The 26,751-nt window shown below is 64.4% G+C and carries 23 protein-coding genes and 1 tRNA gene; 11 read left to right on the top strand and 13 right to left on the bottom strand.

Annotated features, from left to right (window positions below):
• Positions 1-337: 337 nt before the first annotated feature.
• Positions 338-4,594, top strand: a complete 4,257-nt coding sequence (locus AC5FRW_RS16145; RefSeq protein WP_493569491.1) for a ribonucleotide reductase barrel domain-containing protein — start codon at positions 338-340, stop codon at positions 4,592-4,594.
• Positions 4,595-4,708: 114 nt separating this feature from the next.
• On the opposite strand, the gene AC5FRW_RS16140 is transcribed toward AC5FRW_RS16145, so the two are convergent.
• Positions 4,709-6,226: a molybdopterin-dependent oxidoreductase gene (locus tag AC5FRW_RS16140; protein WP_493569490.1), complete on the bottom strand. Its 1,518-nt coding sequence runs from the start codon at positions 6,224-6,226 to the stop codon at positions 4,709-4,711.
• A 120-nt stretch (positions 6,227-6,346) separates the two neighbouring features.
• Between AC5FRW_RS16140 and AC5FRW_RS16135 the strand changes: the two genes are divergently transcribed.
• Positions 6,347-6,466 carry an HVO_2523 family zinc finger protein gene (locus AC5FRW_RS16135; protein ID WP_493569489.1) on the top strand — a complete coding sequence of 40 codons (120 nt, stop codon included), beginning with the start codon at positions 6,347-6,349 and terminating at the stop codon, positions 6,464-6,466.
• A 138-nt stretch (positions 6,467-6,604) separates the two neighbouring features.
• Positions 6,605-8,455 carry a PAS domain-containing protein gene (locus tag AC5FRW_RS16130; protein ID WP_493569488.1) on the top strand — a complete coding sequence of 617 codons (1,851 nt, stop codon included), beginning with the start codon at positions 6,605-6,607 and terminating at the stop codon, positions 8,453-8,455.
• On the opposite strand, the gene AC5FRW_RS16125 is transcribed toward AC5FRW_RS16130, so the two are convergent.
• Positions 8,452-9,108 carry a TVP38/TMEM64 family protein gene (locus AC5FRW_RS16125; RefSeq protein ID WP_493569487.1) on the bottom strand — a complete coding sequence of 219 codons (657 nt, stop codon included), beginning with the start codon at positions 9,106-9,108 and terminating at the stop codon, positions 8,452-8,454. The genes AC5FRW_RS16130 and AC5FRW_RS16125 overlap by 4 nt on opposite strands.
• A gap of 81 nt (positions 9,109-9,189) precedes the next feature.
• On the opposite strand from AC5FRW_RS16125, the gene AC5FRW_RS16120 reads away from it, so the two are divergent.
• On the top strand, positions 9,190-9,552 hold the full coding sequence (locus tag AC5FRW_RS16120; RefSeq protein ID WP_493569486.1) for a DUF5830 family protein: 363 nt from the start codon (positions 9,190-9,192) through the stop codon (positions 9,550-9,552).
• On the opposite strand, the gene AC5FRW_RS16115 is transcribed toward AC5FRW_RS16120, so the two are convergent.
• A complete protein-coding gene (locus tag AC5FRW_RS16115; RefSeq protein ID WP_493569485.1) occupies positions 9,549-10,553 on the bottom strand; it encodes a DUF7115 domain-containing protein in 1,005 nt (334 codons plus the stop codon). The two genes, AC5FRW_RS16120 and AC5FRW_RS16115, sit on opposite strands and share 4 nt — an antisense overlap.
• A 111-nt stretch (positions 10,554-10,664) precedes the next feature.
• Here AC5FRW_RS16115 and AC5FRW_RS16110 point away from each other — a divergent pair.
• The 3 genes from AC5FRW_RS16110 (at position 10,665) to AC5FRW_RS16100 (ending at position 13,127) form a co-directional block, all read left to right on the top strand.
• Positions 10,665-10,808: transfer RNA gene (locus AC5FRW_RS16110), tRNA-Met, on the top strand.
• A 531-nt stretch (positions 10,809-11,339) separates the two neighbouring features.
• Positions 11,340-11,564, top strand: coding sequence for a hypothetical protein (locus AC5FRW_RS16105; RefSeq protein WP_493569484.1), 225 nt, complete (start codon positions 11,340-11,342; stop codon positions 11,562-11,564).
• Positions 11,565-11,618: 54 nt separating this feature from the next.
• Positions 11,619-13,127: a replication factor C large subunit gene (locus AC5FRW_RS16100; RefSeq protein ID WP_493569483.1), complete on the top strand. Its 1,509-nt coding sequence runs from the start codon at positions 11,619-11,621 to the stop codon at positions 13,125-13,127.
• 28 nt (positions 13,128-13,155) lie between these two features.
• On the opposite strand, the gene AC5FRW_RS16095 is transcribed toward AC5FRW_RS16100, so the two are convergent.
• A complete protein-coding gene (locus AC5FRW_RS16095; protein WP_493569482.1) occupies positions 13,156-13,962 on the bottom strand; it encodes a COX15/CtaA family protein in 807 nt (268 codons plus the stop codon).
• A 123-nt stretch (positions 13,963-14,085) separates the two neighbouring features.
• Between AC5FRW_RS16095 and AC5FRW_RS16090 the strand changes: the two genes are divergently transcribed.
• Positions 14,086-16,338, top strand: a complete 2,253-nt coding sequence (locus AC5FRW_RS16090; RefSeq protein WP_493569481.1) for an NADP-dependent malic enzyme — start codon at positions 14,086-14,088, stop codon at positions 16,336-16,338.
• Positions 16,339-16,389: 51 nt separating this feature from the next.
• Here AC5FRW_RS16090 and AC5FRW_RS16085 read toward each other — a convergent pair whose 3' ends face one another.
• The 4 genes from AC5FRW_RS16085 to AC5FRW_RS16070 form a co-directional block, all read right to left on the bottom strand.
• The gene (locus tag AC5FRW_RS16085) at positions 16,390-17,013 is read right to left on the bottom strand and encodes a ribonuclease H family protein (protein ID WP_493569480.1); all 624 of its coding nucleotides are present in this window, start codon (positions 17,011-17,013) and stop codon (positions 16,390-16,392) included.
• Positions 17,014-17,145: 132 nt separating this feature from the next.
• The gene (locus AC5FRW_RS16080; protein WP_493569479.1) at positions 17,146-17,394 is read right to left on the bottom strand and encodes a DUF8028 family protein; all 249 of its coding nucleotides are present in this window, start codon (positions 17,392-17,394) and stop codon (positions 17,146-17,148) included.
• A 173-nt stretch (positions 17,395-17,567) separates the two neighbouring features.
• Positions 17,568-17,987 (bottom strand): DUF8009 family protein, encoded by a 420-nt coding sequence (locus tag AC5FRW_RS16075; RefSeq protein WP_493569478.1) that lies wholly within the window; start codon positions 17,985-17,987, stop codon positions 17,568-17,570.
• Positions 17,988-18,105: 118 nt separating this feature from the next.
• Positions 18,106-19,437, bottom strand: coding sequence for an ABC transporter substrate-binding protein (locus AC5FRW_RS16070; RefSeq protein WP_493569477.1), 1,332 nt, complete (start codon positions 19,435-19,437; stop codon positions 18,106-18,108).
• 143 nt (positions 19,438-19,580) lie between these two features.
• Between AC5FRW_RS16070 and AC5FRW_RS16065 the strand changes: the two genes are divergently transcribed.
• On the top strand, positions 19,581-20,138 hold the full coding sequence (locus AC5FRW_RS16065; RefSeq protein ID WP_493569476.1) for a DUF7978 family protein: 558 nt from the start codon (positions 19,581-19,583) through the stop codon (positions 20,136-20,138).
• 47 nt (positions 20,139-20,185) lie between these two features.
• The gene (locus AC5FRW_RS16060) at positions 20,186-20,893 is read left to right on the top strand and encodes a helix-turn-helix domain-containing protein (protein ID WP_493569475.1); all 708 of its coding nucleotides are present in this window, start codon (positions 20,186-20,188) and stop codon (positions 20,891-20,893) included.
• A 309-nt stretch (positions 20,894-21,202) separates the two neighbouring features.
• On the opposite strand, the gene AC5FRW_RS16055 is transcribed toward AC5FRW_RS16060, so the two are convergent.
• Positions 21,203-21,979: a PHP domain-containing protein gene (locus tag AC5FRW_RS16055; RefSeq protein WP_493569474.1), complete on the bottom strand. Its 777-nt coding sequence runs from the start codon at positions 21,977-21,979 to the stop codon at positions 21,203-21,205.
• A gap of 95 nt (positions 21,980-22,074) precedes the next feature.
• Here AC5FRW_RS16055 and AC5FRW_RS16050 point away from each other — a divergent pair, with 95 nt between their 5' ends.
• Positions 22,075-22,593 carry a hypothetical protein gene (locus tag AC5FRW_RS16050; protein ID WP_493569473.1) on the top strand — a complete coding sequence of 173 codons (519 nt, stop codon included), beginning with the start codon at positions 22,075-22,077 and terminating at the stop codon, positions 22,591-22,593.
• On the opposite strand, the gene AC5FRW_RS16045 is transcribed toward AC5FRW_RS16050, so the two are convergent.
• The 4 genes from AC5FRW_RS16045 to AC5FRW_RS16030 form a co-directional block, all read right to left on the bottom strand.
• Positions 22,551-23,366, bottom strand: coding sequence for a hypothetical protein (locus tag AC5FRW_RS16045; RefSeq protein ID WP_493569472.1), 816 nt, complete (start codon positions 23,364-23,366; stop codon positions 22,551-22,553). The two genes, AC5FRW_RS16050 and AC5FRW_RS16045, sit on opposite strands and share 43 nt — an antisense overlap.
• The gene (locus tag AC5FRW_RS16040; protein WP_493569471.1) at positions 23,363-24,577 is read right to left on the bottom strand and encodes a PQQ-binding-like beta-propeller repeat protein; all 1,215 of its coding nucleotides are present in this window, start codon (positions 24,575-24,577) and stop codon (positions 23,363-23,365) included. The genes AC5FRW_RS16045 and AC5FRW_RS16040 overlap by 4 nt, the downstream gene beginning before the upstream one ends.
• 283 nt (positions 24,578-24,860) lie before the next feature.
• Complete coding sequence (gene hmgB, locus AC5FRW_RS16035; RefSeq protein WP_493569470.1) at positions 24,861-26,204, bottom strand: hydroxymethylglutaryl-CoA synthase; 1,344 nt, start codon at positions 26,202-26,204, stop codon at positions 24,861-24,863.
• A 271-nt stretch (positions 26,205-26,475) separates the two neighbouring features.
• Positions 26,476-26,649: a hypothetical protein gene (locus tag AC5FRW_RS16030; RefSeq protein WP_493569469.1), complete on the bottom strand. Its 174-nt coding sequence runs from the start codon at positions 26,647-26,649 to the stop codon at positions 26,476-26,478.
• Between the last annotated feature and the right edge of the window lie 102 nt (positions 26,650-26,751).

The following is a 26,751-nucleotide window of genomic DNA, read 5'->3' as shown; positions in this document are numbered from 1 at the left end:
TGAAAATGCTGCTATCGTCTGGCGTTTATTGGAGGGCGATTTTCACTTTCACTCCGGTCTCGCTCCATTAATATGCTATCGACGTTTGCTTTGTAGCGTACAGCGAATCACGTACGCTGCCTGCTGGGTCGTGGCTGATATTACCCACCAGTGATATATTCGAACAGGGCAGGAACAACCCAGAGACCGTTCCCGTCGCGTGCCGGCGGGGACGTGTATCGCTGGCTATTTAGCAATCCGTGCAAACACAACCGTCGTTACGAATGAGAGGATCGACACACACCATCGAGAGGGGTATCGCCCGACAGACGACCACTGTCGGCAGGAGGAGCGAGGAATGAGCGACGCCGACGCGAGCGCCGACGAGGTCGCACTGCCGATCAAGCGCACGACCGGGGACACGCTCGAAGACCGGCTGACCGGCAACGCCTATCACAACATTCTGCCGGCCCGCTATCTCCGCAAGGACGCCGACGGCGAACTGATCGAACAGCAAGAAGACCTGTTCGACCGTGTCGCCAAGAACGTCGCACTGGCCGAGGCCGTCTTCGAGGCCGACAAACAGGGGGTCGACGTGACGGTCACGCCCGACCAGCTCAAGCCCGACCACCCGCGTCGTGACGAGCTTGCCGCCGAAGTGTTCGGCAAGGGAACCACCGTCGACGACGATGTCGAGACGGCCCTGTCGGTGTACAACGTCAACAAGTTCGCCTACGACACCGTCGTCCCCGAACTGCCCGGCGAGGTGCAGGCCCACGTCGAGGACGTGGCCGAGCAGTTCCAGGACGCGATGGAGAACCTCTCGTTCATGCCGAACTCGCCGACGCTGATGAACGCCGGCGACGAACTTCAGCAGCTCTCCGCGTGTTTCGTCGACTCGCCCGAGGACGACATCGACGACATCCACCAGACCGCAAAGGAGGCCGCACAGGTCTTCCAATCGGGCGGTGGCATGGGGTATGCGTTCTGGCGACTCCGCCCCTACGGCGATCAGGTCGGGTCGACCGGCGGCATCGCCTCCGGCCCGATCACGTTCATGCGCACGTACGACCAGATGTGCGAGACCATCGCACAGGGCGGGGCACGGCGTGGTGCTCAGATGGGCGTCATGCGCGTCTCCCACCCGGACGTGATCCAGTTCATCCACGCCAAGAACAAGGACGTCTCCCTGGCCGAGACGCTGCGTCTGAACGACCCCGACGACTTCACGCACAACTCCTTCGCCGAAGCGCTGGACGAGGCTCGCGAACTCATCGACGAGGACGGCAAAGTGCCCAAGCACCTCCGCAACGCCGTCGAGGGGCACCTCTCCAATTTCAACATCTCCGTCGGTATCACCGACGACTTCATGGACGCACTGGAGGCCGGCGAGGAGTTCACGTTCACCAATCCGCGCACGAACGAACCACACGTCGCGACCGAGGAGACCGAGGAACTGTACGAGATGTTCGATCTCGGCGAGTACGTCGAGGCCGGCGAGATCCTCGAAATTCCCGCAGAAAAGCTCTGGGAGCGCATCGTGCAGGGCGCTCACGAGAACGGCGAACCGGGCGTTATCTACCTCGAACGCGTCAACAAACAACACAGCTTCGACGTCGAGGAGCACCCGGACCATCGTATCCTCGCGACGAACCCCTGCGTCACTGGTGACACGCTCGTCAGCACGGAGAACGGTCTGGTCCCCGCAGAAGACCTCTACGAGCAAGGCGTCGCCCGTGATATCGTCGTCGACGGCCGACTCAGCGAGGACCGCGTCAAGGAAGCCAGTAGCGTCTACAAGACCGGCGAGAAAGACGTATACAAACTCACTACAGAGGAGGGCTACGAGCTACGTCTGACGGCAGACCACCGTGTCATGACTGCCGACGGCTGGGTCGAAGCACAAGATCTGGACGAGGACGACACCGTCCACATCCAGAACCGGAAGGGCGAGTTCGGCCAGCACGGCTCTGCACAAGAAGGCCGTGTCCTCGGCTGGCTCGTCGGCGACGGTCACCTCAAGGACGGTGAAGAACGCGCCGTGCTGAACTTCTACGACGAGGACGCCGAGATCTCCGAACAGTTCGCAGCGGACGTGAACGACGTCGTTCGTACACCGGTGGGGAACGCGAACTACGATGTCGGCGTCAGCGAGATTTCCCGCAACGACGACTATCGCGGTGCACAGGCAGTCGAACAGCGCATTCGCTCGGCCCGACTCTACGAAATGGCCGAAGAGACCGGACTGGTCGAAGAGAAGCATCAGGTTCCCGACGCCGTGCTGCGCGGCAGTGAGGAGATGGCCCGCGGATTCCTCCAGGCGCTGTTCACTGCTGACGGTGGCGTGCAGGGCAACAAAGAGAAGGGTAACTCTGTACGACTAACGAGTACGAGTACCGACCTGCTCACGCAGGTCCAGACGCTCCTGCTGAACTTCGGCATTGCGAGCAAGATATACGAAGAGCGTCACGAGGCCGGCAAACAGGAACTCCCGGACGGGAATGGTGGGACGGCGATGTACGACCGCCAAGCCGACCACGATCTCGTCATCGCGAAGGACAACCTCGTGCGCTTCCGTGATGAGATCGGGTTCCTGCTCGACTCGAAGAACGAGGCACTGGCCGAGCGTTTGGAAAGCTACGACCGCGGCCCCTATAGCGAACAGTTCGAGGCGACCGTCGAATCGGTCGAAGCAGACGGACACGAACCGGTGTACGACCTGACCGAACCCGACACGCATTCGTTCCTCGCTAACGGTCTCGTCGTCCACAACTGCGGGGAGCAGCCCCTCGAAGAGTACGAGGCCTGTAACCTCGGCCACATCAATCTCTCGACGCTGGCCGACCACGACGCCCCCGACTGGCGTCTCTGGTCTGACGCCCACGCCGACGAGTACGACAGTCTCGAAGACGCCGTCGACGCCTTCCTCGACGAGGCGCTCGACACCGAGGAGTTCCAGCGCCGGATCGAACTCGGCACCCGCTTCCTCGAAAACGTCGTCACGATGTCCGATTTCCCGGTCGAGAAGATAGAAGAGAAGGTCCGCGAGATGCGCAAGATCGGGCTTGGCATCATGGGGCTGGCACAGCTGTACATCCAGCTTGGCGTCAGATATGGCTCCGAGGAAGGCGACGAGATCGCCCGGCAGGTCATGCAGTCGATCAACCACGGCTCGAAGTGGGCCAGCCACGAACTCGCACAGGACCGCGATACCTTCGCCGAGTGGGACAACTCCAAGTACGCCAACCCCACGAAGTACCGCGAGTGGTTCGAGCACCAGACCGGTCTCGACGCCGACGACTGGGAAGATGGCTTCCCGATCCGCAACCATAACACGACGACCATCGCACCCACGGGGACGACCTCGATGGTGGGCAACACCACTGGCGGCTGTGAGCCGATCTACAACGTCGCCTACTACAAGAACGTCTCCGACGACGTGCAGGGCGACGAGATGCTCGTCGAGTTCGACGACTACTTCCTGCGCGTGCTTGAGGCCAACGACATCGACGTCGAGGCGGTCAAGCAAGAGGCACAGGAGCAGATGGCCGACAACGCCTTCGACGGCGTCGACGGCCTGACGACGGTCCCCGACGCCATCGGCGAGCTGTTCGTCACGACGGGCGATCTGACGCCGAAAGAACACGCCGGCATCCAGTGTGCCTGCCAGCAGGGCGTCGACTCTGCCATCTCGAAGACCGTCAACGCGCCCAACGACTCCGACATCGAGGACGCCAAGGAGGTCTTCGAGTACATCTACGAGAACGGCGGCAAGGGCGTCACCTACTACCGCGACGGCACCCGCTCGAAGCAGGTGCTGACGACCCGCGCCCAGAACACCGAGTTCGCCGACATGGACGAGGGCGAGATCGTCGCCCAGATCGAGGAGGTCTTCGGCGGCATCGAGGGCTTCCTCGACCACGAGGAAGTGCAGGCCGCACTCGACGAGTCCGTCGAGCAACTGCTTGGCGTCGCCGACGGCGACGTGGATCTGGCAGACCAGTACGCCAAGAAGCGCCCGCGCCCGGACGTGCTCCACGGCGTCACCCAGCGCATCGACACCGGCTACGGCAAGCTCTACGTCAACATCAACGAGGACGACGACGGCCGCCCGTTCGAACTGTTCGCCAACATCGGCAACAGTGGCGGCTTCACGGCCTCGTTCACCGAGGCGCTTGCCAAGACCATCTCGACGGCACTGCGCTCGGGCGTCGATCCCGAGGAGATTGCCGACGAACTGCAGGGCATCCGCTCGCCGAAGGTCGCCTGGGACAAGGGCGAACAGATCCAGTCGATTCCCGACGCTATCGGCACCGCGATGCGTCGCTATCTCGACGACGAGATCGACAAGGCCTACCCCGATCAGGCAACTCTCGAAGAGACCGCGGAGGACTCGAACGAAGCAAACGCACCGGAGCCTGACGGCGGGGCGGTCACTGCAAGCGCCAGCGGGAGCGAGCCTGCGGGCCAGAACGCCGGCGAGGCGACCGATGCCGACCAGCAGGAACTGATCGACGCCGGAGAGAGTCCCGAATGTCCGGAATGTAGCTCGCTGTCGCTGTACTACTCCGAAGGCTGCAAGACCTGCGAGTCCTGTGGCTGGTCGGAGTGCTGATCTGCTGATCTGAACGGTCGGCCGTTACCAGACGGCCGATGGGCCAAGAGCGTGTGACATGCGTCCGGTTTTTTCGCTTTGCTCTGTGGATTCGTTTTTCGTTTCGAGGACCGATCAGTCGATGGTCTTCGACACCCACCCGGTCGGTCCCTTCGGGAACGACTCGCGGCGTTCCTGTGGTTGGACGGTGCCATCGGCTTCGATGACGCGGGCGACGACCTCGTGTTCGCCGCCCGGTGGCTCGTATTCGTAGGCCCACTGTCGCCACACGTCGGGCGCGTGGGGCGTCTGTCCCGGGTCGCCCTCCCAGTCGACGGACTCGGCCAGTGGCTCGGACAGGCGGGCCTCGCTCCAGGTGTCGCCGCCGTCGGTCGAGACCTCGACGGTCGAGATGCCACGGGTGCCCGCGTAGGCGTGGCCCCCGACCTGCTTGCGGCCGTCGTCGAGCGTGTTCGTGGCGTGAATCTTGGCGACCGACTCGACCGGACCGGTGCCGTGCCAGCCACGCTGTTCCCAGTAGCCGTCGGCCTCTCGTTCGAGGACCTCGATCTCGGTGAGCCACTTGACGTTGATCTCGCCCCAGTGGCCGGGGACCAGCGCGCGGAGGGGATAGCCATGGCCCCGCGGGAGGTCCCGTCCGTTCATCTCGTAGGCCAGCATCGCGCCGTTGAGCGCGGCGATGGGGAACTCCTCGAAGTAGTCGTCCGCGGCCCGGAGCATCACGCACTCACAGTCGCCCTGTGGCCCGGCCCGTTCGACGATGTCCATCGCCGAGACGCCGGTCCACAGCGCGTTGTCCATCTTCCTCCCGTTGAGGTTCTCGCCGACGCAACGCAGCGTGTTGAACTCGGTTCGAGAATCCATCGCCCGTATCTCGTCTCTGTCGAGCGTGATCTCTTCCTCGACGGCCCCCGTGACGGAGAGTTCCCACGATTCGGCGTCGATCTCGGGGTCGACGGCGTTGATGTCGACGGTGTAGAAGCGGTCGCTGACGAGCGGTTCGAGTCCCGACACGTCGAGTGAGTTATCCGTGGCGGTCTGGAGCGCGGACCGCACTTCGGGCGACGCGTCGGCGGGAATCGACGCGGTCTCGCGGGTCGTCTCCGACGCGAGGACGCTGGCAACGGCACCGACGCCCACTGCCGTCCCAAGCGAGGCGAGGACACGACGCCGGTCGTCGCTGGTGCCTCCGGGCGCAGAGAGCGAGCGCGACGGCGTCGCCACGGCGAGCGCGAGCGTGATCCCGAGGGCTGTGCCACCACTCGACGCGAACGAGCCAGTGACGAGCGTCACGCCGGCGAACGCGAGCAGACCGGCGAGGATCGGTGGGACGGCTCGATTGGCGAGCACGTCGCCCGCGATCATGCCGAGACGCGCGACACCGCCGAAGACAGCGACCGTGAGGACCACTGCGGTGGCGAGGTTCAACTGCTGGCCCAGCGAGCCGAGTGACTGGATCGCGACCGAGACCACGAACCCGGGCATCTGGCGAGCGAGCCACCGTTCGAGCGGCGAGGCGACGAACGTCGGTGTGACGCCCGCGGCGGCGAACGAACCGGCGACGGCGGCGATACCGGCGAACAGCGCCACGCCGTCGTCCGCCGTCGGCCGAAAGCGAGTGAACCGTGACATGCTCGACAGTGCGGTCAACGCCCTCTTAGTCGTTGTTCGAATTCCGTACCAATTTCGGGTTCGCTGGTGGTCCGGGGCGCGGTCGACAGTGTATTGATCGCACGGGACAACAGTCGAGACATGAGCGAGACGGGTGGCCGTCCCTGTCCGATGTGTGAGACGCCGATGTATCATCGCCACTGCAAGTACGTCTGCCCCGAACACGGCGTCGTCTTCGACTGTGCGGACACCTTCTACTGACACCGACGAGCGGTCGTACGGCTTGCTCGCAGCGAGAGCCGCGCGTGTTCGAACGCCACACGGGACCGGCGAGGTGCCAGCGAGATGGTGTTGTAATTACTACAGTTATTTATACCTTGACGAACAGTTCATCGAACGATGAATAGTATCGGGAGTGAGATTCGCGTCCTCTGCGTCGACGACGCATCAGACTCCCGAACGGCCGTCGCAGCTGCGCTCGAACGCGAACACGACTCGCTCACGGTCACCGCCGAGTCGTCGGCCCGGGCCGGTCTCGAACGACTGCGGGGCGGCGAGTTCGACTGTGTCGTCAGCGAGTACTGGCTGTCCGAGATGGACGGACTGGGTTTTCTCCGTACAGTACGCACGGAATTTCCCGACCTCCCGTTCGTCCTCTGTACCGGGGACGGCAGCGAGGCGATCGCGAGCGAAGCGATCACTGCCGGCGTCACGGAGTACCTCCAGAAGGACCGTGACACTGACCAGTACACCGAACTGGCGGCCCTCATCGAACGATCGGTGGCCGAGTACCGCACGACGGCGAGCGCCGAGCAGCGTGATCGACGCCACTCGTCGCAACGTTCGACCCTCCCGGGGTTCCTCGCCGGCATCACCGACGCCGCCAGAGACACCACAGAGCGGCGACGACGCGAGCAGGCGCTGCGCCAGTACAAGACCCTGACCGAGAACGTCGCCGACCCGATGTACGTGATGGCACCCGACGGCTCGATCGCGATGGTCAACGAGGCACTGGCCGACCACATCGGCTACGAGCGCGACGAGATCGTCGGTGAGTCCCCGGCGAAGTTCATCGCCGACGACGGAGTCGAGCGCGCGCAATCGCTCATCTACGAGCTACTCACCACCGACCGCGAGGTGGCGACCTTCGAGATGCAGACGGTCGACCGGTCGGGCAGCGTGACCCACAACGAGACGAAAATCGCAGTGATTACCGACGACGAAGGGCGACTCGAAGGGACCGCAGGCGTCATCCGCGACATCACCGAGCGACGGCAACGCGAGCGGGAACTGGAGCGCTACGAGACGATCCTGCAGGCGGTCGGCGACCCGGTCTACACGCTCGACGAGGACGGCTACATCACCGTGGTCAACGACGCGTTCGAGTCCCTCTCGGGCTACGAGCGCGACACTCTCGTCGGCGAACACATCTCGGAGATCATGACCGATGCCGACGTGCGCGAAGGCGAGCGACTCATCGGCGACCTGCTGGCCGACGACGACCGGACGAACGGCACGTTCGAGATGGACGTGATCACGGCAGACGGGACAAACGTTCCGTGTGAAAACCACGTCGCACTGTTGCCCGCCGCGGACGGCCACTTTCGCGGGACGGCCGGCGTCATCCGCGACATCAGCGACCGGAAACAGCGTGAGAGACAGCTCGAACAGTTCGCCAGCGTCGTCAGCCACGACCTCAGAAGCCCGCTCAACGTCGTGCAGGGACGGGTCGACCACGTCCTGTCCACTGGGGACCTCGACCATCTCGAAGATGTCGCCGACGCCGCCACCCGGATGGAACGGCTCATCGACGACCTGCTGACGCTCGCTCGCGAGGGTCGACGCGTCGGCGAACTGGAATCGGTCGCGCTCGACGTGGTCGCCCGCGAGGCGTGGGCACATCACGAATCCGAGACGACGACGCTCGTGGTCGAAACCGACCGCTGTGTCGAAGCGGATTTCGAGCGGCTTCGAGAACTGCTGGACAATCTGTTCCGCAACGCGATCGATCACGGCGATGCCGACACCGTCCGCCTCGTCGGGACCGAAGCCGGGTTCGCAGTGGCCGACGACGGCGTCGGAATTCCGGTCGACAGGCGCGACAGTATCTTCGAACGCGGCTTCACGACGAGCGAGGACGGGACGGGGTTCGGGCTGGCGATCGTCGAGACGATCGTCGCCGCACACGACTGGTCGCTCGACGTGACCGACAGCGAGCACGGCGGTGTGCGCTTCGAGATCGAGACCTAACTGGGCTGGCCCGCCCGGACGTGTCGATAGGCCGGACCGACCAGCAACAGGACGGCGACCGCAAACGACGCCACGAGCACGTGGACTCCCGCACTCAGTCCCTCCGTCGAGAGCGTCCGCATCGACGCCCCCGCCAGCACCTCGACGAACACCCACGGGATTTCCCCGACGAACGTTCCGAGAACGTAGGCCCGCAGCGACACCCCCGAAAAGCCCGCACCGTAGGAGACGGGGTCCGCCGGCAACGGCGAGAGCCGTGCCGCGAGCACGCCACGGGTCGCACCGGTCACGTCGATAAAACGCCGGCCTGCATCGTTGAGTCTGGCGAACAGGCCACCGCCACCGCTCCCGGCATACCGGGCAAACAGGAACGGAGGGATCGTCGTCAGTGTCGCGCCGACGAGTGCGACCGGGATACCGTATTCGAGTCCGAGGACGTAGCCCACCAGCGCCGAGATGGGGCTGATCGGCCACGCAAAGAGCGGGCGGACGAGATAGAGGACGAGCAACGCCAGTCCGAATTCCAGCGGGTGATCGGAGAGATGTGCGATCTCCGCGAGCAGGCGCTGGGGCGAGAGAACGAGCGACGCGGCGACGGCGACGACCGCGAAGAGCGCGATCCCGCCCAGTTGCCGCCGCGTCGACTGCTTCATCGGTCGAACAGGGTGGTGGGAGTGTAAAACCTCTTGTGGTCCACACGAAGCTTTACTGGCCTCCGTATCGTCGATACTGCCGTGCCGTCTGACGATCGTGTGGCGCTCGGACTGGAACTGCTCGCTCACCTCGAACACCCGGAGCTATCGGTCAAAGAAGCGATGGACCGCATCGAGACCGTCACCAGCGACCCACAGGTCCAGCGCGAGATTCTCGACGTGGCACAGCGTGAGGGCATCGTCGAACGCGAGGGTGGCACCGTCCGACCGACTCAGACGGGGACCTACGTGAGCTTCGAGAGCGACGTGGTGGTCAAGACCGGCGAGTTCGACTGTCGACGCTGCGGGGCGGGCATCTCGGAAGGACACTTCGTCACCTTCGACAGCGACGAACTCGGTCCCTTCGGGTCGACGTGTATCAGAAAAGTCCTCGGACGGGACTAGCGGCCCTGTCGCAGTTCCTTGATCAACTGCTTGATCGTCTGCTGTTGCTGTGCGAGCAGCTCGTTTTGCTGTTCGATGGTCGCTGTCAGCGCTGCGAGTTGCTCTTCGACGGCCTCCATGTCGGCGTCGGTCGGCCCGGTGGCCGCCCGTGCGTCCGTCTCGGTCGTCGTCGAACGCTGCTGTGTCGGCTCTGTTGACACCGAGCCACCGGACGGCTGCTGTCCGGCCGTCGGCGCGCGTTCTCGGTCCTCGGATGACTCCTCGGGGTCGTCGCTGACCAGCGGATCGATCCCCGACCCCAGTGTGAGGTCGTCCGAGGCGGTCGTCTCCTCGTCGTCGTCTTCGTCGTCCGCTGGCTCGGCCGCGACTGCGAGGGTCTGATTGAGTTCCGACAGCGAGTCTACGTCGTGATAGGCAAAGAGCGAGCCTTCCAGCGTCTTGCGGAACAGCGCGGCCTGATCGTTGGGCGCCTTGATCCGCTCGGGATGGCCGCCGGCCTCCAAGACGACGGCGGTCGCGACGCTCCCGTCCTCGAAGTGCAGGCCCGTCACCTCGTCGTAGTGGTAGGCCTCGAAGTCGCCGGCCCACGTGAACTCGCCGATGTGTTTGAGCAAGCGCGCTTCGGTGACGATCAGCGTGAGTTCGCTAAAGCGGAAGACGCCGCTGACCCCCTCTTCCTCGTCGATCACGTCTTTCGCACGAAGATTGCCTTCGAGCAGTCGTTCCAGCACGGCACTGGTGCGCTTGCCCGGCACCGCGAAGGACTGCTTGTCGTCGACGTAGGTCATCGTGAACTTCGTCTTGCGTCGCCCCTCAGAGACCGACAGCCGTTCGAAGTCGTGAGCGTACTCCGAGACCCCTTCGTCACTCAGCAGCCCTTCGCCCCTGTAGACGAGCGTTCGCGTCGGGGTGAAACAGACGGCGTCCTCGTCCCCGAGGTTGACACCGGCCGTGACCGCCTCGTCCCCGAGCGCTTGCCGGACGAGGTCTGGTATCTCCATACCCGTTGTGTGCCAGTCCGGTGGCTTAAATCCGCGGGTGGCAGTCCGTCACAGTCCGCCGGCAGATGAGAACGTTAAAGAACACCTCCGGACAACGAACGAATGCACTGAGCCCGGGTGGCTTAGCTGGACATAGCGCCGCACTCATAGGGTCGACAGACTCACGCGGCACCTACCCGGCATGACCGGTGGGCGTTCGTCGCGCCTGTGACCTGGGTCATGCGGAGATCGAGGGTTCGGAGCCCTCCCCGGGCATACCATTACTACGCGAGTCACGAACGAATGTGAGTGACGAGTCTGTCATGGTCTGCCCGGACGGGGGCGACGAACCCGTAGGTCCTCGGGAACGTAGTGAGCGAGGGTACGAGAGACGAACGGAGTGAGTCTCTCGGAAGTTCGGAGCCTTCGCCGGGCATTTCTACACTGTCACGAGCGACGGCGAGTGCCAACAGCGAGAAATGCCGGGGTCGGACATTCTCCAGGGAACGGTAGTGAGTGACGACACCGGTGGTCCACCACGTACTGTGCGTTGGTATCAGTACTAAGTTCACAGCGAAATAACATGATTGCGATGACGGGTGCTGACCGATTCATGTTCTATGCGTTGCTGTTGGTCGCGGCTCTGATTTTCTTGGGATTCTTCCTTCCCTTCTTTGTCGGGTGAGACATCCAGTCGCGGACCACGGTGGCTGCGCAGAGGCCCGGCATCGCTGTCGGTTCGTCGAGCAGCTAGCACGAGCGCGCGTTGGGATGCGATACTAGTACTGCCACCACGTACAGACAGGCATGATCCGACGATTGCGGTTCGCGTCGTACCTGCTCACCGTGGTCGGTCTCGTGCATCTAGTACTGGCCGGGACGCTCCTCGGAATTGCCCGCTGGGGGTACGATACGGTGCTCGCCGTCGATTTCTCGCCACGGGCGGGCGCCAAGCGGCGGGTCCGGCTGATCGGGCTGGTGTGGATCGCCGGGGCCGCCGTCTGCCATCGGCTCGCTCGCTGGCTGCAGTGACGCCGCGTCGTCGCTCCGCAACCCCTAAACGAGCCTCGCGCCAAGCAGTGAGCAATGGCCGACTGGACGGAGAAGTACCGCCCGACGACGCTGGCGGAGGTGCGGGGCAACGACAAGGCCCGCGACGCCCTGAAGGAGTGGGCCGACACGTGGGAGCGCCACCGCGAGGCCGTCATCGTACACGGTGCGCCGGGGATCGGGAAGACCTCGGCAGCCCACGCACTCGCCAACGATCTGGGCTGGCCGACGATCGAACTCAACGCCTCGGACTCCCGGACGAAAGACGTGATCGAGCGCGTCGCCGGCGAGGCAGCGAAGTCGGGGACGCTGACGGCCGGCGGGGCGGGCCGGCGCGTGGTCATCATGGACGAGGCCGACAACATCCACGGCAACGCCGACCGCGGTGGGGCGCGGGCGATCACGTCGTTGGTGAAAGAAGCCAATCAGCCGATGATCCTCATCGCCAACGAGTTCTACGACATGTCCAACGGGCTTCGAAACGCCTGTCAGGACATCGAGTTTCGCGACGTGGGCAAGCGCTCGATCGTGCCCGTCCTCCGGGACGTGCTCAGACAGGAAGACATCGGCTTCGAGGACGACGCGCTGACCGAGATCGCGGAGATGAACGACGGCGACCTCCGGGGTGCGATCAAGGACCTACAGGCACTCGCGGAGGGGCGTGAGCACCTCGCGGCCGACGACGTGGTCACGGGCGAACGGGACACGACCGAGGGAATCTTCGACTATCTCGACGACCTGCTGAAGGAAGCGACGCCACAGGAAGCACTCGAAGGGAGCTACGACGTCGACGAGACGCCCGACGACCTCATCAACTGGATCGAGGACAACATGCCAAAGGAGTACGCGGGCGCAGAACTGGCGACGGCCTACGAGTTCCTCGCGAACGCCGACCGCTGGCTCGGGCGCGTGCGTGCGAAACAAAACTATTCGTTCTGGCGCTACGCTGGTGACAACATGACCGCCGGCGTCGCCGCCGCACGCGAGGGGACGAAAAGCGGGTGGACCCGCTATGGCCCGCCGAGCTACTGGTCGAAACTCGGGCGCTCGAAGGGGACGCGCAACACCCGCGATCACATCGCCCAGCAGATCGCAGTGGTCAACGGCGTGAGTATGCGCACCGCACGCCGGGAGATCATGCCCTTCCTCGCGACGATGACCCACCACTGCAAGAACCGCGAGCTAACGGTGGCGATGACCGCCCAGTACGATCTAGACGAGAGCCACGTCTCCTTCGTTACTGGATCGGGCAAGGACACCAACAAAGTCCAGTCGATCGTCGAAGACGCCGCGGAACTGAAAGAGGAGGCCGCCGTCGCAGGCTCGGAAGGCGCGTTCGAAGGTGCCAGTGCCGGGCAGACACAGGCCCCAGACGAGGAAAGCGAGACGGACGACGCCGACGACAGCGACGAGACCGACAGTGACGGACAGGCGACGCTGGGCGGCGTCGCGGACGATGCCGAAGCAGAAAGTGACGACGCGGACCTCGATACCGACGAGGCCGAAGACGACGATCAGCAGTCCGGGCTGTCGGACTTCATGTAGCCCTCTTTCTAGAGATCGAAACGCAGTCTCAGTCGGCACGAACGGCGTCGAGACCGCTTGTCTGTGAGCGCTGAGAGAGCGTCCAGACGACGGCGACGAGCAAGAGCAGGACGACCAGGGCACCGACATCCGTCAGGGCCTGATCCAGCCCGAACTTCCGGCGAGCGACGAGCATGTCGAACCATGTGACGGCTGCCCCGGCGGCGAACAGCAGCCTGATGCGGCCGAGACCGTGGGCGTGTGCCCACAGCGCGCCGGCGACGAGGACGCCCGCGAGCAGGAACGAGACGGTGTAGAAGCCGATCAACACGCTGACCGGCACGGCGACGATCGAGCCGTCGAGTGCGAGATGGAACGGGACGGCCCCACCGGCGACGACGGCGAGCGTGCGGAGGCTGTCGACGGGCGGCACGTCGACGGTCCAGACGCAGGCGGCGGCCAGACACAGGAGGATCAGCGACGCGGTGACGAAGTGGGCAGCGGTGATCAACGCCGTGAACTCCGTGACCGTCAGTGCGCCGAGGATGATCTGGGAGGGCAGGAGGAACACGGCCGCAGTGACTGCCCACTTCACCCGGCGGTCGTCCTGTCGACGCCAGGCCAGATACAGGACGTACAGGAGCACGAAGCCGACGACCATCGCCAGAAAGCGATGCGCCCACTCGATGAAACTGGCGAAGTTCGCGGGAAACAGGCCCATCCAGCCGTCACAGAACGGCCAGCGTTGTTCACAGGTCAGCCCCGCACCCTTGTAGGCAGTGTACAACCCGACCAGCATCAGGACGAGCGTTCCGGCCGTCGACCCGAACAGGAGGTTGCGAAACCGGTGACTCATAGCCGATGCTATGGACCTGAGATATTTAGGTCCCGCTCTTTGCGTCGGTCTCGGTCCGGCTCAGAGCCGGCAGCGTCCGGTGGTCGCCACGGCCTTTAAGCCCGTTCCTGTCGCCGTACCGGTATGGGACTCGACGAGGACGCCCTCGACTATCACAGCCGTGCACCGCCCGGAAAGATCGAGATCGCGACGACGAAGCCGACAAACACCCAGCGCGACCTCTCGCTGGCGTACTCACCCGGCGTCGCCGCGCCGTGTGAAGCCATCCACGAGAATCCCGAAGACGCGTTCAAGTACACCGCGCGCGGGAACCTCGTGGCCGTGGTCTCGGACGGATCGGCCGTCCTCGGATTGGGTGACATCGGCCCGGCGGCGTCCAAGCCGGTGATGGAGGGCAAGGGCGTCCTGTTCAAGCGTTTCGCCGACATCGACGTGTTCGATCTGGAACTCGAACCCGAGAGCACCGAGGCGATGATCGACGCCGTCCGCTCGATGGGACCGACGTTCGGCGGGATCAATCTGGAAGACATCGCCGCACCGGCGTGTTTCGAGATCGAACGGGAGTTGCGCGAGCAGATGGACATCCCCGTCTTCCACGACGACCAGCACGGGACCGCGATCATCTCGGGTGCCGCGCTCCTGAACGCCGCCGACATCGTCGAGAAAGACCTCTCGGACCTCAAAATCGTCTTCTCCGGCGCAGGTGCGAGCGCCATTGCGACGGCCAAGTTCTACGTCTCACTGGGCGTTCGCCGGGAGAACATCACGATGTGTGACTCCTCGGGCATCATCACGGAAGAGCGGGTGAAAGCCGAGGGACTCAACAAGTACAAAGGCGAGTTCGCCCGCGACGTGGCCGGTGGGGACCTCGCCGACGCGATGGCCGGCGCCGACGCGTTCGTCGGACTCTCCGTCGGTGGTATCGTCGATCCGTCGATGATCCAGTCGATGGCCGACGATCCGATCGTGTTCGCGATGGCGAACCCGGACCCGGAGATCAGCTACGAGGACGCCAAGACGGCCCGCGACGACACCGTCATCATGGCGACGGGGCGCTCTGACTACCCGAATCAGGTCAACAACGTCCTCGGGTTCCCCTTTATTTTCCGTGGTGCGCTCGACGTGCGCGCGACGGAGATCAACGAGGAGATGAAGGTCGCTGCGGCCCGCGCACTCGCTCAGCTAGCCCGGCAGGACGTGCCCGACGCCGTCGTCAAGGCCTACGGCGACCAGCCACTCCAGTTCGGCCCCGAGTACATCATCCCCAAACCGCTCGATCCGCGGGTGCTGTTCGAGGTGACGCCGGCCGTCGCCGAGGCCGCGATGGAGTCGGGCTGTGCCCGCCGGACGCTCGATCTCGACGAGTACGTCGAGCGTCTCGAAGCCCGCCTGGGCAAATCCCGCGAGATGATGCGGGTCGTCCTCAACAAGGCAAAGAGCGATCCCCAGCGCGTCGTCCTCGCGGAAGGCGACGACGAGAAGATGATCCGTGCGGCCTATCAGCTCGTCGAGCAGGGGATCGCAGAGCCGGTCTTGCTCGGCGACCGCGACCGCATCACGGCGATCACCGACACGCTCGGGCTGGCCTTCGAACCCGAGATCGTCGACCCATCCGAGGGCGGACTCGACGAGTACGCCGACCGGCTGTACGAACTCCGCCAGCGCAAGGGCGTCACGCGCCGTGAAGCCGACGAACTCGTCACCGACGGCAACTACCTCGGGAGCGTGATGGTCGAGATGGGCGACGCCGACGCGATGCTGACTGGGCTGACCCACCACTACCCCTCCGCGCTCCGCCCACCGCTCCAGATCGTCGGCACCGCACCGGACGCCGACTACGCCGCCGGCGTCTACATGCTCACCTTCCGCAACCGGGTCGTCTTCTGTGCGGACACGACGGTCAACACCGACCCCGACGCGGACGTGCTGTCAGAAGTGACCCGCCACACGGCCGACCTCGCCCGGCGGTTCAACGTCGAGCCACGGGCCGCGATGCTGTCGTACTCGAACTTCGGGAGCGTCGACACGCAGGACACGCGCCAGCCACGACAGGCCGCACAGCAACTCCGTGATGACCCGACCGTCGACTTCCCCGTCGACGGCGAGATGCAGGCCGACACGGCCGTCGTCCAGGAGATTCTGAACGGCACCTACGAGTTCTCCGACCTCGACGATCCGGCGAACGTCCTCGTGTTCCCGAGTCTCGAAGCCGGCAACATCGGCTACAAACTCCTCCAGCGACTGGGCGGTGCCGAAGCAATCGGGCCGATGCTCGTCGGCATGGACAAGCCCGTCCACGTCCTCCAGCGCGGCGACGAAGTGAAAGACATCGTCAACATGGCCGGCGTGGCGGTCGTGGACGCACAGGACGAGTAAGAGCGAGAAGAAGCTCTTCGAGCGACCTGCGACCACGTCGGTAAACGAGTGTCAGTCGCTCGCGCCGCCCCGGTTGGACCGGGACGGCGGCGGGACCTGCTCGTCGACGCTCGGCGTCTCGGGGAGGACACACCGCGCCGGTTCCTCGTTGACGTGATCGTACTGGTCGGGTGCGTTCGCCAGCGGGTGGGCCGGGTTCACGCCGCTGTCGATACGTGCTGCTCTGACCTCCTCGAACCCCTTGAGTCGCGCTCTGATCCCGCGCCAGTGGAGTCCGGTCTCGTGGGGGATCCGCACGCGATGGGTCGAGTCGAACTCGGCGTTCTTTGTGGCGAGCATCGCGGCGTTGACGTTCGCCGCGAGGTCGTCGTGGTCGATGAGGAGTCCGACTGTGGCGTCCGAGGGCGCACGCGCTGCGAGGATATCGAGACCCAGATGCAGCGCACGATACTCGGCGACGTTGTTGTTGGGGGCGCGATTGTGCATCGAGAGCCGAGCCACGCGTTCGCCGTCACGCGTTTCGATGACGACACCGAGACCGCCAGACGACTCTCGATAGGAACCGTCGGTAGCGATGTAGAAGTCTCGGTGATGCGTGCGCGGCGGGTGCGCAATGTGTGGCGTCGGCGACTCGTCGAACAAGTCCCGAAGGGACGGCCGGCCGTATGCGGCCATACGATCACTTGCACGTCACCTGTGTTAAATATATTGTCCGTGGCAGTCTTCTCGACGCAGAATCTGCGAGTCGTCGATGACTACTCGTTGCCGGATTGGGAGGGCATCGCAGCGCTCGTGTGGGCCAGCGGCTCAGTCCTGCAGGTGGGAGTGACCGATCAGGAGGGTGACAGCGTTACACAGCAAGAGCGCGAGGAACGCGCCGATCACCGGCCGTTGGGAGAGGTCCATCGCGAGCAGCGGGAGATAGAGGAAGGGCAGTGCCACCGCGATCCAAAACGAGAGAGCACGGATCGGGGACACGACGTGCTTGCTAACGGTTCTTACCGAGCGGCGGGCGCTCGGGGACGATCGAAGGTCGTTGTTCGTCGAACTCGACATCGGGGACACCTATCCACGGCTACAACCGAGAACATCATATAACCGGCCGAGGCTTCGGACTGTTTCAGTCTATTTCACAGCGCTACAGACCGCCTACGGCACGTTTCACGACCGATAGAGAGGTTTGGAGACGTTTTATCGACCGTGCTAAAGCGATCTTTCGATGACTGCGATCACGTCGAGTCTGCCGAGAGGAGCGCGATCGAAATCGGATCGTCGAGGGCCGGGAGTGTGACCCGATCACGAACGTGCGTCATGACGGTCTCGCGCCACGACTGGACTGCTGTGGCGTGGTGGTCGTGGTGGCGGTCGACCGTGAAGTCGTCGTCGGTCGATCTGAGCGAGTCGGCAGTGTCGTCGGGATGTGGGAGAGGGGGACACTGGTCGTCGAGGAGTCGATCCGGCGGAAGCAGCACCTGTCGTGTGTCCTCGTCGTCCCCATGCTGTCGCACGTGCAGTCGAGCGCGCATCCGGGGGTTGAACGGTGCGGTCGCGCGCAGGACCGTCGGTGTTCCCCGTTCGCTCGCTTCGAGAGCCGTCAGCAGTTCTTCGTCCTTGATCACGAGCGTCTCGATGACCGCTGGGTCAGACATCTCTCCCGGCAGTCCGTGCTCGACGACTATCAATTGTCGTGCGCCAGGGATCGACGCGTCGGTGCTAGTTCGTCAGCAACGAACGGCGTTCGGGGCGGTGTCAGCGTCGCCGAATCGCTTACAGATCACAGGCGGCCGCAGGCGCCTCATCACAGCCCGGTTCCATGTTTCGACGGCCGTCAAGCAACTCGAAGTAGTTGCCGACGGCGTCGGTCTGAGTTTTGCCACGAACGACCGGGACCGATCGTAGCGCCTGATGGTCACAGGCTCGCATCTCCTCGGCACCGGCACCGAGCGCGTATCTGAAGCCTTCGAGCGTGTCTCTGACTGCCGCTGGATCGAAGCTATCGGCGGCTTCGACGGCGCTTGCGTACAACAGTACCTGTCCGTAGGTGTTCTGGGCCGGTCCCGGCGGGACGAGTGTGGTCGTGCTGACGGTCCCACCGTAGGCTTGCCTGTAGGCGTCGCTGAACTCCGTCGACAGGGGAGTGTCGAGCTGCTCGTGCCAGCCGACAGTGCCGTAGATGCCGTCGACGCGCTCGCCCAGTGAGTCGGCGACAGATTGGGTGAGGAACGGAACGGCGACGACGGTATCGTCCGGTAACACGTCGCGGGCCTGCTGGATCGCGTTGACGGCATCGAGACCGAACAAATCGAGGAAGACGACGTTGATACTCTTGGTCGCGGCCTGTTCGAGCGCAGCGCCGAAGTCCGTCGAGCCAGAGCGGATCGCGGCGCTCCCGCTGGCCGTCCAGTCGAGTGCGCTGCCGGCGATGTATTCGTTGATACTGGTCTTGAGGTCGCGGCCCTCGGGTGTGTTGGTGTGGATCTGGAAGTAGAACTGCGTCTCGTCGAGGTCGGCGGCGATCGCCGGGACCAGCGAACGCGCGAGCGTACGACCGTTGAACAGTTCCCGATAGACGTGTGGCGAACAGTTCTCACCGGTCATCTCGTTGAGCGTCGAGGTGCCGACGAAGTACGGCACACTGTACTCGTCCGCGAGATCGCGGTGTGCCCTGACGACGCTGCCGGCGACACCACCCGTAAACATGTCGAGTTCGTCGTTTTCGAGCCGCTGGCGGACGTTGGTCTCGGCTGTCGACCCATTGCTCTCCGAATCGAAGACCAGCGAATCGACCGGTCGGCCCAGCACACCGTCGCCAGACAGAGCGTCGAACTTGTCCGTGTCGACGAGACCACCGCCGTTGTTGAGATGGTCGATCGCGAGTTTGAATCCGTTACGTTCGTGTTTGCCGATCGGCGAGTAGCGACCGGACTCCGGGGTCGACAGTGCGATCGTCGCCGCTTCTGACTCGGTCGCCGTCCCAGCAGACGACCCCCCGGAATCGAGACAGCCAGCCACGCCCAGTGTCCCAGCCCCACCGATCGTCTGGAGGATACGACGGCGTGAAAAACGCACGCCGGAACCACCACGGTCGTCCGAGTGCATGGAATACGATTGGTAAATCATTATATAAATGGCTTTGGATCAGCTATCTTTCTGCATCTTCGATCGGACACTGTTTCGAGACGCCCATTTCGATGGGCGAGGCCGCAAGACCTATGCCGGCCCTCCCGCCAGCAACCGACAGTATGCGCGATACAGTTCGTGGCGCGGCCACAGCAGCCGTGAGCGCCGGCGCGGTGTACGTGCTCGGATACGTACTCACGTACGTCACCAGCGGCGCTTCCATCCAGGAATCGGATCTGAACCAACTCATCGAGGCAGTCGGTAAGGACGGATCCGCCTGGAAGCTCGTCGGCTGGGTGTTCTACAACGCCCACGGCGTGACGACGACGATCACGCTCGACGTTCCACTGGTCGGGGGCACCGAAGTCGTCAACTTCATCGCACAGGGAGACGCGCTCTCGGCGGTGTTGTACGTCGTTCCGCCGGCTCTCCTCTTCGGGGCGGGTCTGTTCGCTGCCCGGATGACGGACGTTGGCGAGCTCGGTGACGCACTCAAGATCGGGGCCGCCACCGCGGTGGGGTACCTCCCGCTCGCGCTCGCCGGCGTGTTCCTGTTTACGATCACGGTCGACACGTCGGCCGGCGGTCCGACGCTGGTCCCGGCGGTCGGACTCGCCGGTCTCATCTACCCACTCGTCTTTGGCACCGGCGGGGCGGTGGCAGCCGTCCTGTGGCGATAATCGCGGCTCCGGTACGCTTTTGGGCGCAACCGTTCAGATACTGAGCTATGGCACGGGGGCCACGGCAGGAACTGGCCGAGAAGATGGCCGGCGAGATCGCACTCAGCGACGACCCGGGCGAGACCGTTCGCAAGTGGCGCACCGACTTCGAGGTGAGCCAGACCGGTCTCGCCGACGCCCTGTCGGTGTCGCCCTCCGTCGTCTCCGACTACGAGAGCGGCCGGCGTGACAATCCCGGCATCGGCGTCGTCCGCCGGGTCGTCTCGGCACTGCTCGACATCGACGAATCACGCGGCGGTGAACACATCCGCCAGCACGCTCGCGTCCTCTCGGCGGGCTTCGACTCGGACGTGGTTCACGATCTGGGCGAATACACCGCCAGAGTCCCGCTCGACCGTTTCTACGACGCCATCGGAGCGACGGAACTGGTCCGGGGCGAGGAGGACACCGTCGCCGGCCACACCGTCATCAACTCCATCGCGGCGATCACGCGCCTCTCGTCCGACGAGTTCTATCAGCTCTACGGCCAGTCGACCAACCGGGCCTTGGTGTTTACCGACGTGACCCGTGGCGAGTCGCCGCTGGTCGCGCTCCGGGTCGTCACGCCGACGCCCAACGCCGTCGTGCTCCACGGACTCGACGAGACCGCCCTGTGGGACCGTGCGACCGATCTGGCTCGCATCGACGGCTTCTCGCTTGCGGTCGCCGACGCGGACCTCGACGAGATGCTGGCGGGTCTCCGAGACCTGCCCTGACCATCTTTTTGCGCATCGGGTTCGCTCGCTGGGTCTGCTCACGAGCGCGAAGCGCTCGGTGAACCGGGCGACTGACCAAACTGTGGTGGCGCACGCTGTCGCTCGCGACGGCGAGCGACCACACTGTGTGAGGGATGAGCGATCGTAGAGAGCGAATCTGTTGGGGAGGCGTGTGGTTGCGGTGCTGTGGGGTGCTGGCGGACGAACGGGACGAGGGCGTTCAGCCCTCAGCGACTCTCTACTTTACGAGCCATCGAGCGGCAGCATCGATTCGTGTGAAACCGTCTCAGACACTCTCTGTCGACGCGGCTACCGAAGCGCTGGCGGTGCGACTCGCTCGATGTCCCGCCTGTCGAAGAACTCGGACAGAAACGGCGTTCTCGCCTCGATTTCCTCAGGCGTGTGCGAGTCCGAGCCGACCGTGAACGGAACGTCGTACTCGGAGAGCACGTCCAGAAACGGGTCGGTCGGGTGGACGAGGTCGAGGTCGGTCAGCGCCCGGCCGGCGTTGATCTCGGGGATCGTCCGCGAGTCGGCCAAGGCCTCGGCGACACGGCGATACTGTGCCTCGGTCGCTCGACCGGCCAGTGGGGGTGTCCGCTCGATCAGATCGGGGTGGGCGGCCACGTCGAACAGTTCGGACTCGATCAACTGGACGAGCCGGTCGAAATACTCGTCGACGAGCCGATCCAGTTCGGTGCCGGACCTGTCGGCGTAGTTCGACGGTATCTGGACGTTTCGATCGTCGAGTTCGTGGACGCTCCCGATCACGTAGTCGAAGTCCGCCTCGGCGAGGAAGTCGGCGATGGCTGCCTCGTCACGCGGGTCGTAGTCCATCTCGACGCCGTCGTAGACCGCCACGTCACTCTCCTCGCGGAGCGACTCGATCCCATGCCGTCGCCGCTCGTAGGTCACGTCCAGATTGAACGCGTAGCGCGCCCGGTCCTCGTGGCGGTGGTCACGCTCGGTGACGGTACAGTGGTCGGTGAATCCGATCCCGTCTAATCCCGCCGCCTCTGCGGCCCGCACCATGTGAAACATGTACCGGCCGTCGGAGTAGTTCGTGTGGGCGTGGTAGTCGTGCACGGTCGAGTGGACAGCAGGCATGGGCAAAGTGGTGTCGACGGGCACGCGTTCGAGGACCGGGTCGTTATTGTATCGGGCACGTAGTAGCGTGGGATATGGTCTCCAGACGAACGACGGCCCTCCTCACCGTTCTCGTCCTCCTCAGTGCCCTCTCCGTCGCTGGCAGTGAGCTACTCACGTCGCCACCGACGCTCTCGGTGACGAACGAAGACGACACGACGTATCGAGTCACCAGCTACACCGTCGAGGGATCCCAGACGGCGATGCTATTGAACTTCGCTGTGACGGCTGACGACGGCGAGCGGCGACTCGCGACGCTCTCACAGCTCGTCTGGCCGGGCGATTTCCGGAACGTGACGCTCGCCGACGAGGGCGTTCCGACCCAGCAGTTCACCGTCGAACCCGGTGACACGCGGACGGCGACCATCGATGGCTGGACACCGGGCAACGTGACCGTGTACATCGCCGAAGACCTCGGTGACGACGAGCGACACGTGTACACGGAAGTCAAGACCTGCACCGAGCGTGAGCAAGAACACGGCATCACGTTCAAAGACGGCGGAACTGGTGGCTACTCGACCTGTGCGTCGAGCGTCGACTGGCTCCTCTCCTGATCGACGACGACGGCGAGGACGACGGCGTGGACCGGTGCGACGACAGCCGTCGTCAGGGCGCTTCCGACCGGAGCGGGTGCCGTCGCGAGACCCCACGACCCCAGACCGAACACCAGCACGAGTCCGAACAGCCGCCAGCGGCTGCCACGAGCGGCCCGGACACTTTCACGAATCGCCGTCACGAATGGGTGACCGATCGCCAGATAGCCCGGCACTGCGAACAACGACACGAGGACGAACGAAAAGACGACGAACAGAAGCACCGCAAGCGGTAGGCTATCGATGTCGACGGTCGACGACCCAAACAACTGCGGACCGTAGTTGAAGACGGCGACGGCCCCGAGATAGCGTGCCAGTCCGTCGCGACGACGTGGGTCGCCGAGCGCGCGCGTAATCGTCATCCACCCGACCAGCGCGACCGCGAGCACGACTGTGGCTTCGAGCACCACAGCGCCCACTAGATACGGGGTTCGGAGGGCGACGAGCGCGTCGATGTGTCTGACTGTATCGGGGACGCCGCTGGGAAAGATCGTATATCGGAGCGACACCGTCGTCTCGGCCGCGTTCGCCGCCGCCGGCACCGGATCCCACCGGCGGATCCAATCTGCGACCGCGGTGAGGAGACCGGTGACCGCGAACGGGATCAGCAGCGCTGGATCGCGACGGAGTCGTCCCACGGCCGTTCGGAGCAGTCCCGTCGACGGGGACGGTGGCTGTGCGGTCGGAGACGACGACTGCTCGCCATCGGCGTCGCTCGCTCGCGCTCCCGTCATCGTTCCTCCAGTGCGATCACGCGCCGTCGGTTCGAGGCATAGAGGACGCCGTCGCCGACGATCGGTGCCGACAGCGGGACCTGAGATGGCCGGTACTCGAACAGTCGGTCGCCCGATGCGGCATCGATGGCGACGAGCGAGAACGCTGACCGGACCGCGTAGACGGTCCCGCCGGCCACGACCGGGGCCGTCTTGCCGTCGAACGGCGTCGTCCACCGTGTCTCACCCGTCGCGAGGTCGAGCGCGTGGAGTGTCCCCTGTTCGTCGGCGAGGAAGACGGTCCCGTCTGCGACTGCTGGCACGCTGTCGGTGACGTTCCCGTCGATCCACCGCTGCCACAGGGTCGTCCCGTCGTCGGCGTCGAGTAACCACGCCGATTCACGAGAGGTGACGACGACGCCCGCCTCGGTCGCGACTGGGGGGAGGAGCAACTGGTCGTCGAGTTCACGGTGCCAGTGTTGCTCACCGGTCCCGGCGCGAAAGGCGGTCGCTTGGTTGGGCCAGTTCGTCACGAAGACGAGCCCGTCGCGCACGGCCGGGCGGCCGTACGGCGTACTCAGACTGTCGCCCTCGTGATTGGTTACGCGCCACTCGACATCGCCGTCGTTCGGGTCGACTGCCGCGAGGGCGTTCGTCCCCGGGATGGGGACGTATATCCGCCCGTCGGCGACGACTGGTGCGACCGCTTCGTTTGGGCCAAAGAACCCAGAGGGACCGGCCGCTGGACCTCGCCAGCGTTCGAGTCCGAGCGACCGATTCGACAGCGGCAGGTCGAGACCGCCGCCGCTGTTCAGTCCGAAGACACCCGATGGAGCAGTTACGGCGAGCGTGTCCGTCTCGTAGATCGAAGCGTCGACCCGTGCCGGACTCGACTGATACGGCCCTCGGTGTGCGAACTGTCGCGCTCCCGTCTCGGCGTCGAGCGCGAGGAGTCCGTTCCCGGCCGCGTAGATCGTCTCTCCGACTCGGATCGGCGCGGTCGTCCCCTGGAACCACGACGGTGCCTCGTGTTCCCAGGAGATCGTCACGTCGTCTGTCGGTCCCGACACGTTCGGTTCGTGTCCGGTCCCGGCAGGGTCGTGGCGACGCATCGGCCAGTCGTGCCTGAAGCGGTCGGTGGTCGCGTTCGTGTCTCGGCTGACAGCCATCCCGACCACCCCGGCGAGCGCGATTCCTGACGCGCCCAAAAACTGTCGTCTCGTGGAGGGCATCGTCTACTCGTGTGAGACGACGCACAAAAGGTCCCGCCCTTTCTGTCCGAGTGGCGGCACTTAATCGTCGCTCCGTCTGTCGGACGACCGCACGTATCGATATTCCCGCTCGCCCATCCGACCCGCTACCCACCTTTTTGCTCGTCGGGTAGCTCACTCCGTTCGCCACCACTTCCGCAAAAACGTGGTCTCACTGAGCGCAGCGAAGTGAGGCTCGTCAGCGCTTGCTCTGACGGTGGCGAAAAAGCGGATCGAGAGCGCAGCGAGCGATCCGGAGCCGATCCTAGCGCACGTACCGGTACTTCCGCTCGCCCATCCGACCCCAGCCGTCGAAGACGAACTCCTCGCTCGGGGTCGTGAGTTCCTCGACTTCGGCGTAGTCGTCGGTGTCGTGGTTGTGCACGTCGTGGATGCGCTCGTACTCCGCGAAGGAGATGTCGTAGCGCTGCTCCAGTTGCTCGTCGATGTCGAGTGCGTCGATCTCGGCTTCCCAGCCGTCGACGATGGTCTCGGCGTGGACCTCAGCCTGCGCACCAGAGCCGTAGGAGGCGACGAGTAGCTTCGCACCGCTCAGGTCGCGGTCGTGTTCGAGCGCGTGTTTCAGCCCGGCGACGCGGGCGACGTGGACGGAGCCGGTGTACCAGTTGCCGACCTCGCGGGCAATTTCCAGTGTCGGCTCGATGGTGTCCGCGTACCAGGCCTGATAGCGTTCGGTCTCGGTCAGGGCGTCGGTGTACTCGGTGACAGCATCGAAGTACTGCTCTTGACTCTTGAACTCCTCGCGGCGGGGTTGGCGGCCGATCTCGTCGGCCAGATCCAGTTCCACGTCGGTGTCGCGGAGGATGTGACGATAGCCCAGTGCAGCGGCCTTGCGGACCATGCCGGGGAACGGCGTGTGGAAGGGGATCAGTTCGTAGTCGTCGGGGTGGACGCCACCGACGGCGGACTCGAAGTCTTCGAGTGCCTCGCGAACGCGTGCGAGATACACTTTCATCGAGCGCTTCCCGTCGACGGAAGGGAACTGCTGATTCGGTTTGAGGAAGTCGGTTTCGTCGGCGCTCCCAAAGCCCTGTTCGGCCGAGAGTTCGACGAGGTCGGGGTCCTCGTCGACGAGCATCGCCACCGCACCCGCTCCCTGGGTTGCCTCGCCGGGGTCGTCACGAGCGTACAGTGCAGTGTCGGTCGCGATGACCAGTGCCGCCCGACCACGATTCCGGCCGGCGCGAATCCAGTTGTAGGCGTCGTCGAGGCTCTGGGTGCCGGCGATACAGGCGAACTTCCGCTCGCCTTTGTTGGCGTGATGGAAGTCCTCGTCGTACACCTGTTCGAGACAGCCAGCGACGTAGGTCGACACCGGCTTGGAGTTGTCGAAGGCAGATTCAGTGGCAACGTCGATACGACCGATATCCTCGGGAGTCAGCCCCTTGCGCTCCATCAGCCGATGGGCAGCGTTGGCCGCCATCGTCACGATGTCCTCGTACACGTCCGGGAACGACGAGACGTTGAGACCCAGCCCCTTCGTGTACTTTCCGGGGTCCTCGTCCTGTGCCGGCGCGAACGTCTCCGCGAGATCAAGCTGTAACTTCCCTGTCCGAATCTCCATCGCATCGATGCCAACAGCCGTCATGAGCGAAAGGTCAGTGGCGCTGTATAAGAGACTGTCGACTATTAGTTCGACGATCGTCGAAGTGCGTATACTCACCTCACAAGGTAAAGTTGACCGACGATCGCATTGCACTGACGTTACGCAGCGTCAGATCGTCCGACGGCACGTCGTGAACGAACGCCTTCCTCCCGGTCGTGAGTGTCCCCCCGGTTGCGTGGGACCGTCACATCGGAAAACGAACCAGCGCTCAGGACCCGGAGCGTGGGTTCTGGCTCGAACGGGGCGTTGTCGATCAGGATGTATCTCTCTCACGGTAGTCATGGTAACTGACGATGAACATCTGATCGTCGTCGGAGACGACGACGTGCCCGCCAGTTCCGTCGACACCGTAGCTCGTGGTACCAGCGATACCGGTCCGTCCGAGCGTCGTCCCGCTCGTCTCGATCAGCGCGGGAAAAGCGCCCACGGGGAGAACGACGAGGCAATCAACAGGACGACCCCGATGACCTGGGACTGGGCGCGACATGAGCGCATGCTCTCATCGCCGGGTGATGACTGGTCTTGAATG

Source organism: Halomicrobium sp. HArcht3-1 (assembly GCF_058933345.1).
Note: the sequence above shows the minus strand (reverse complement) of the source record. Positions and strands in the feature narration are given on the sequence as shown.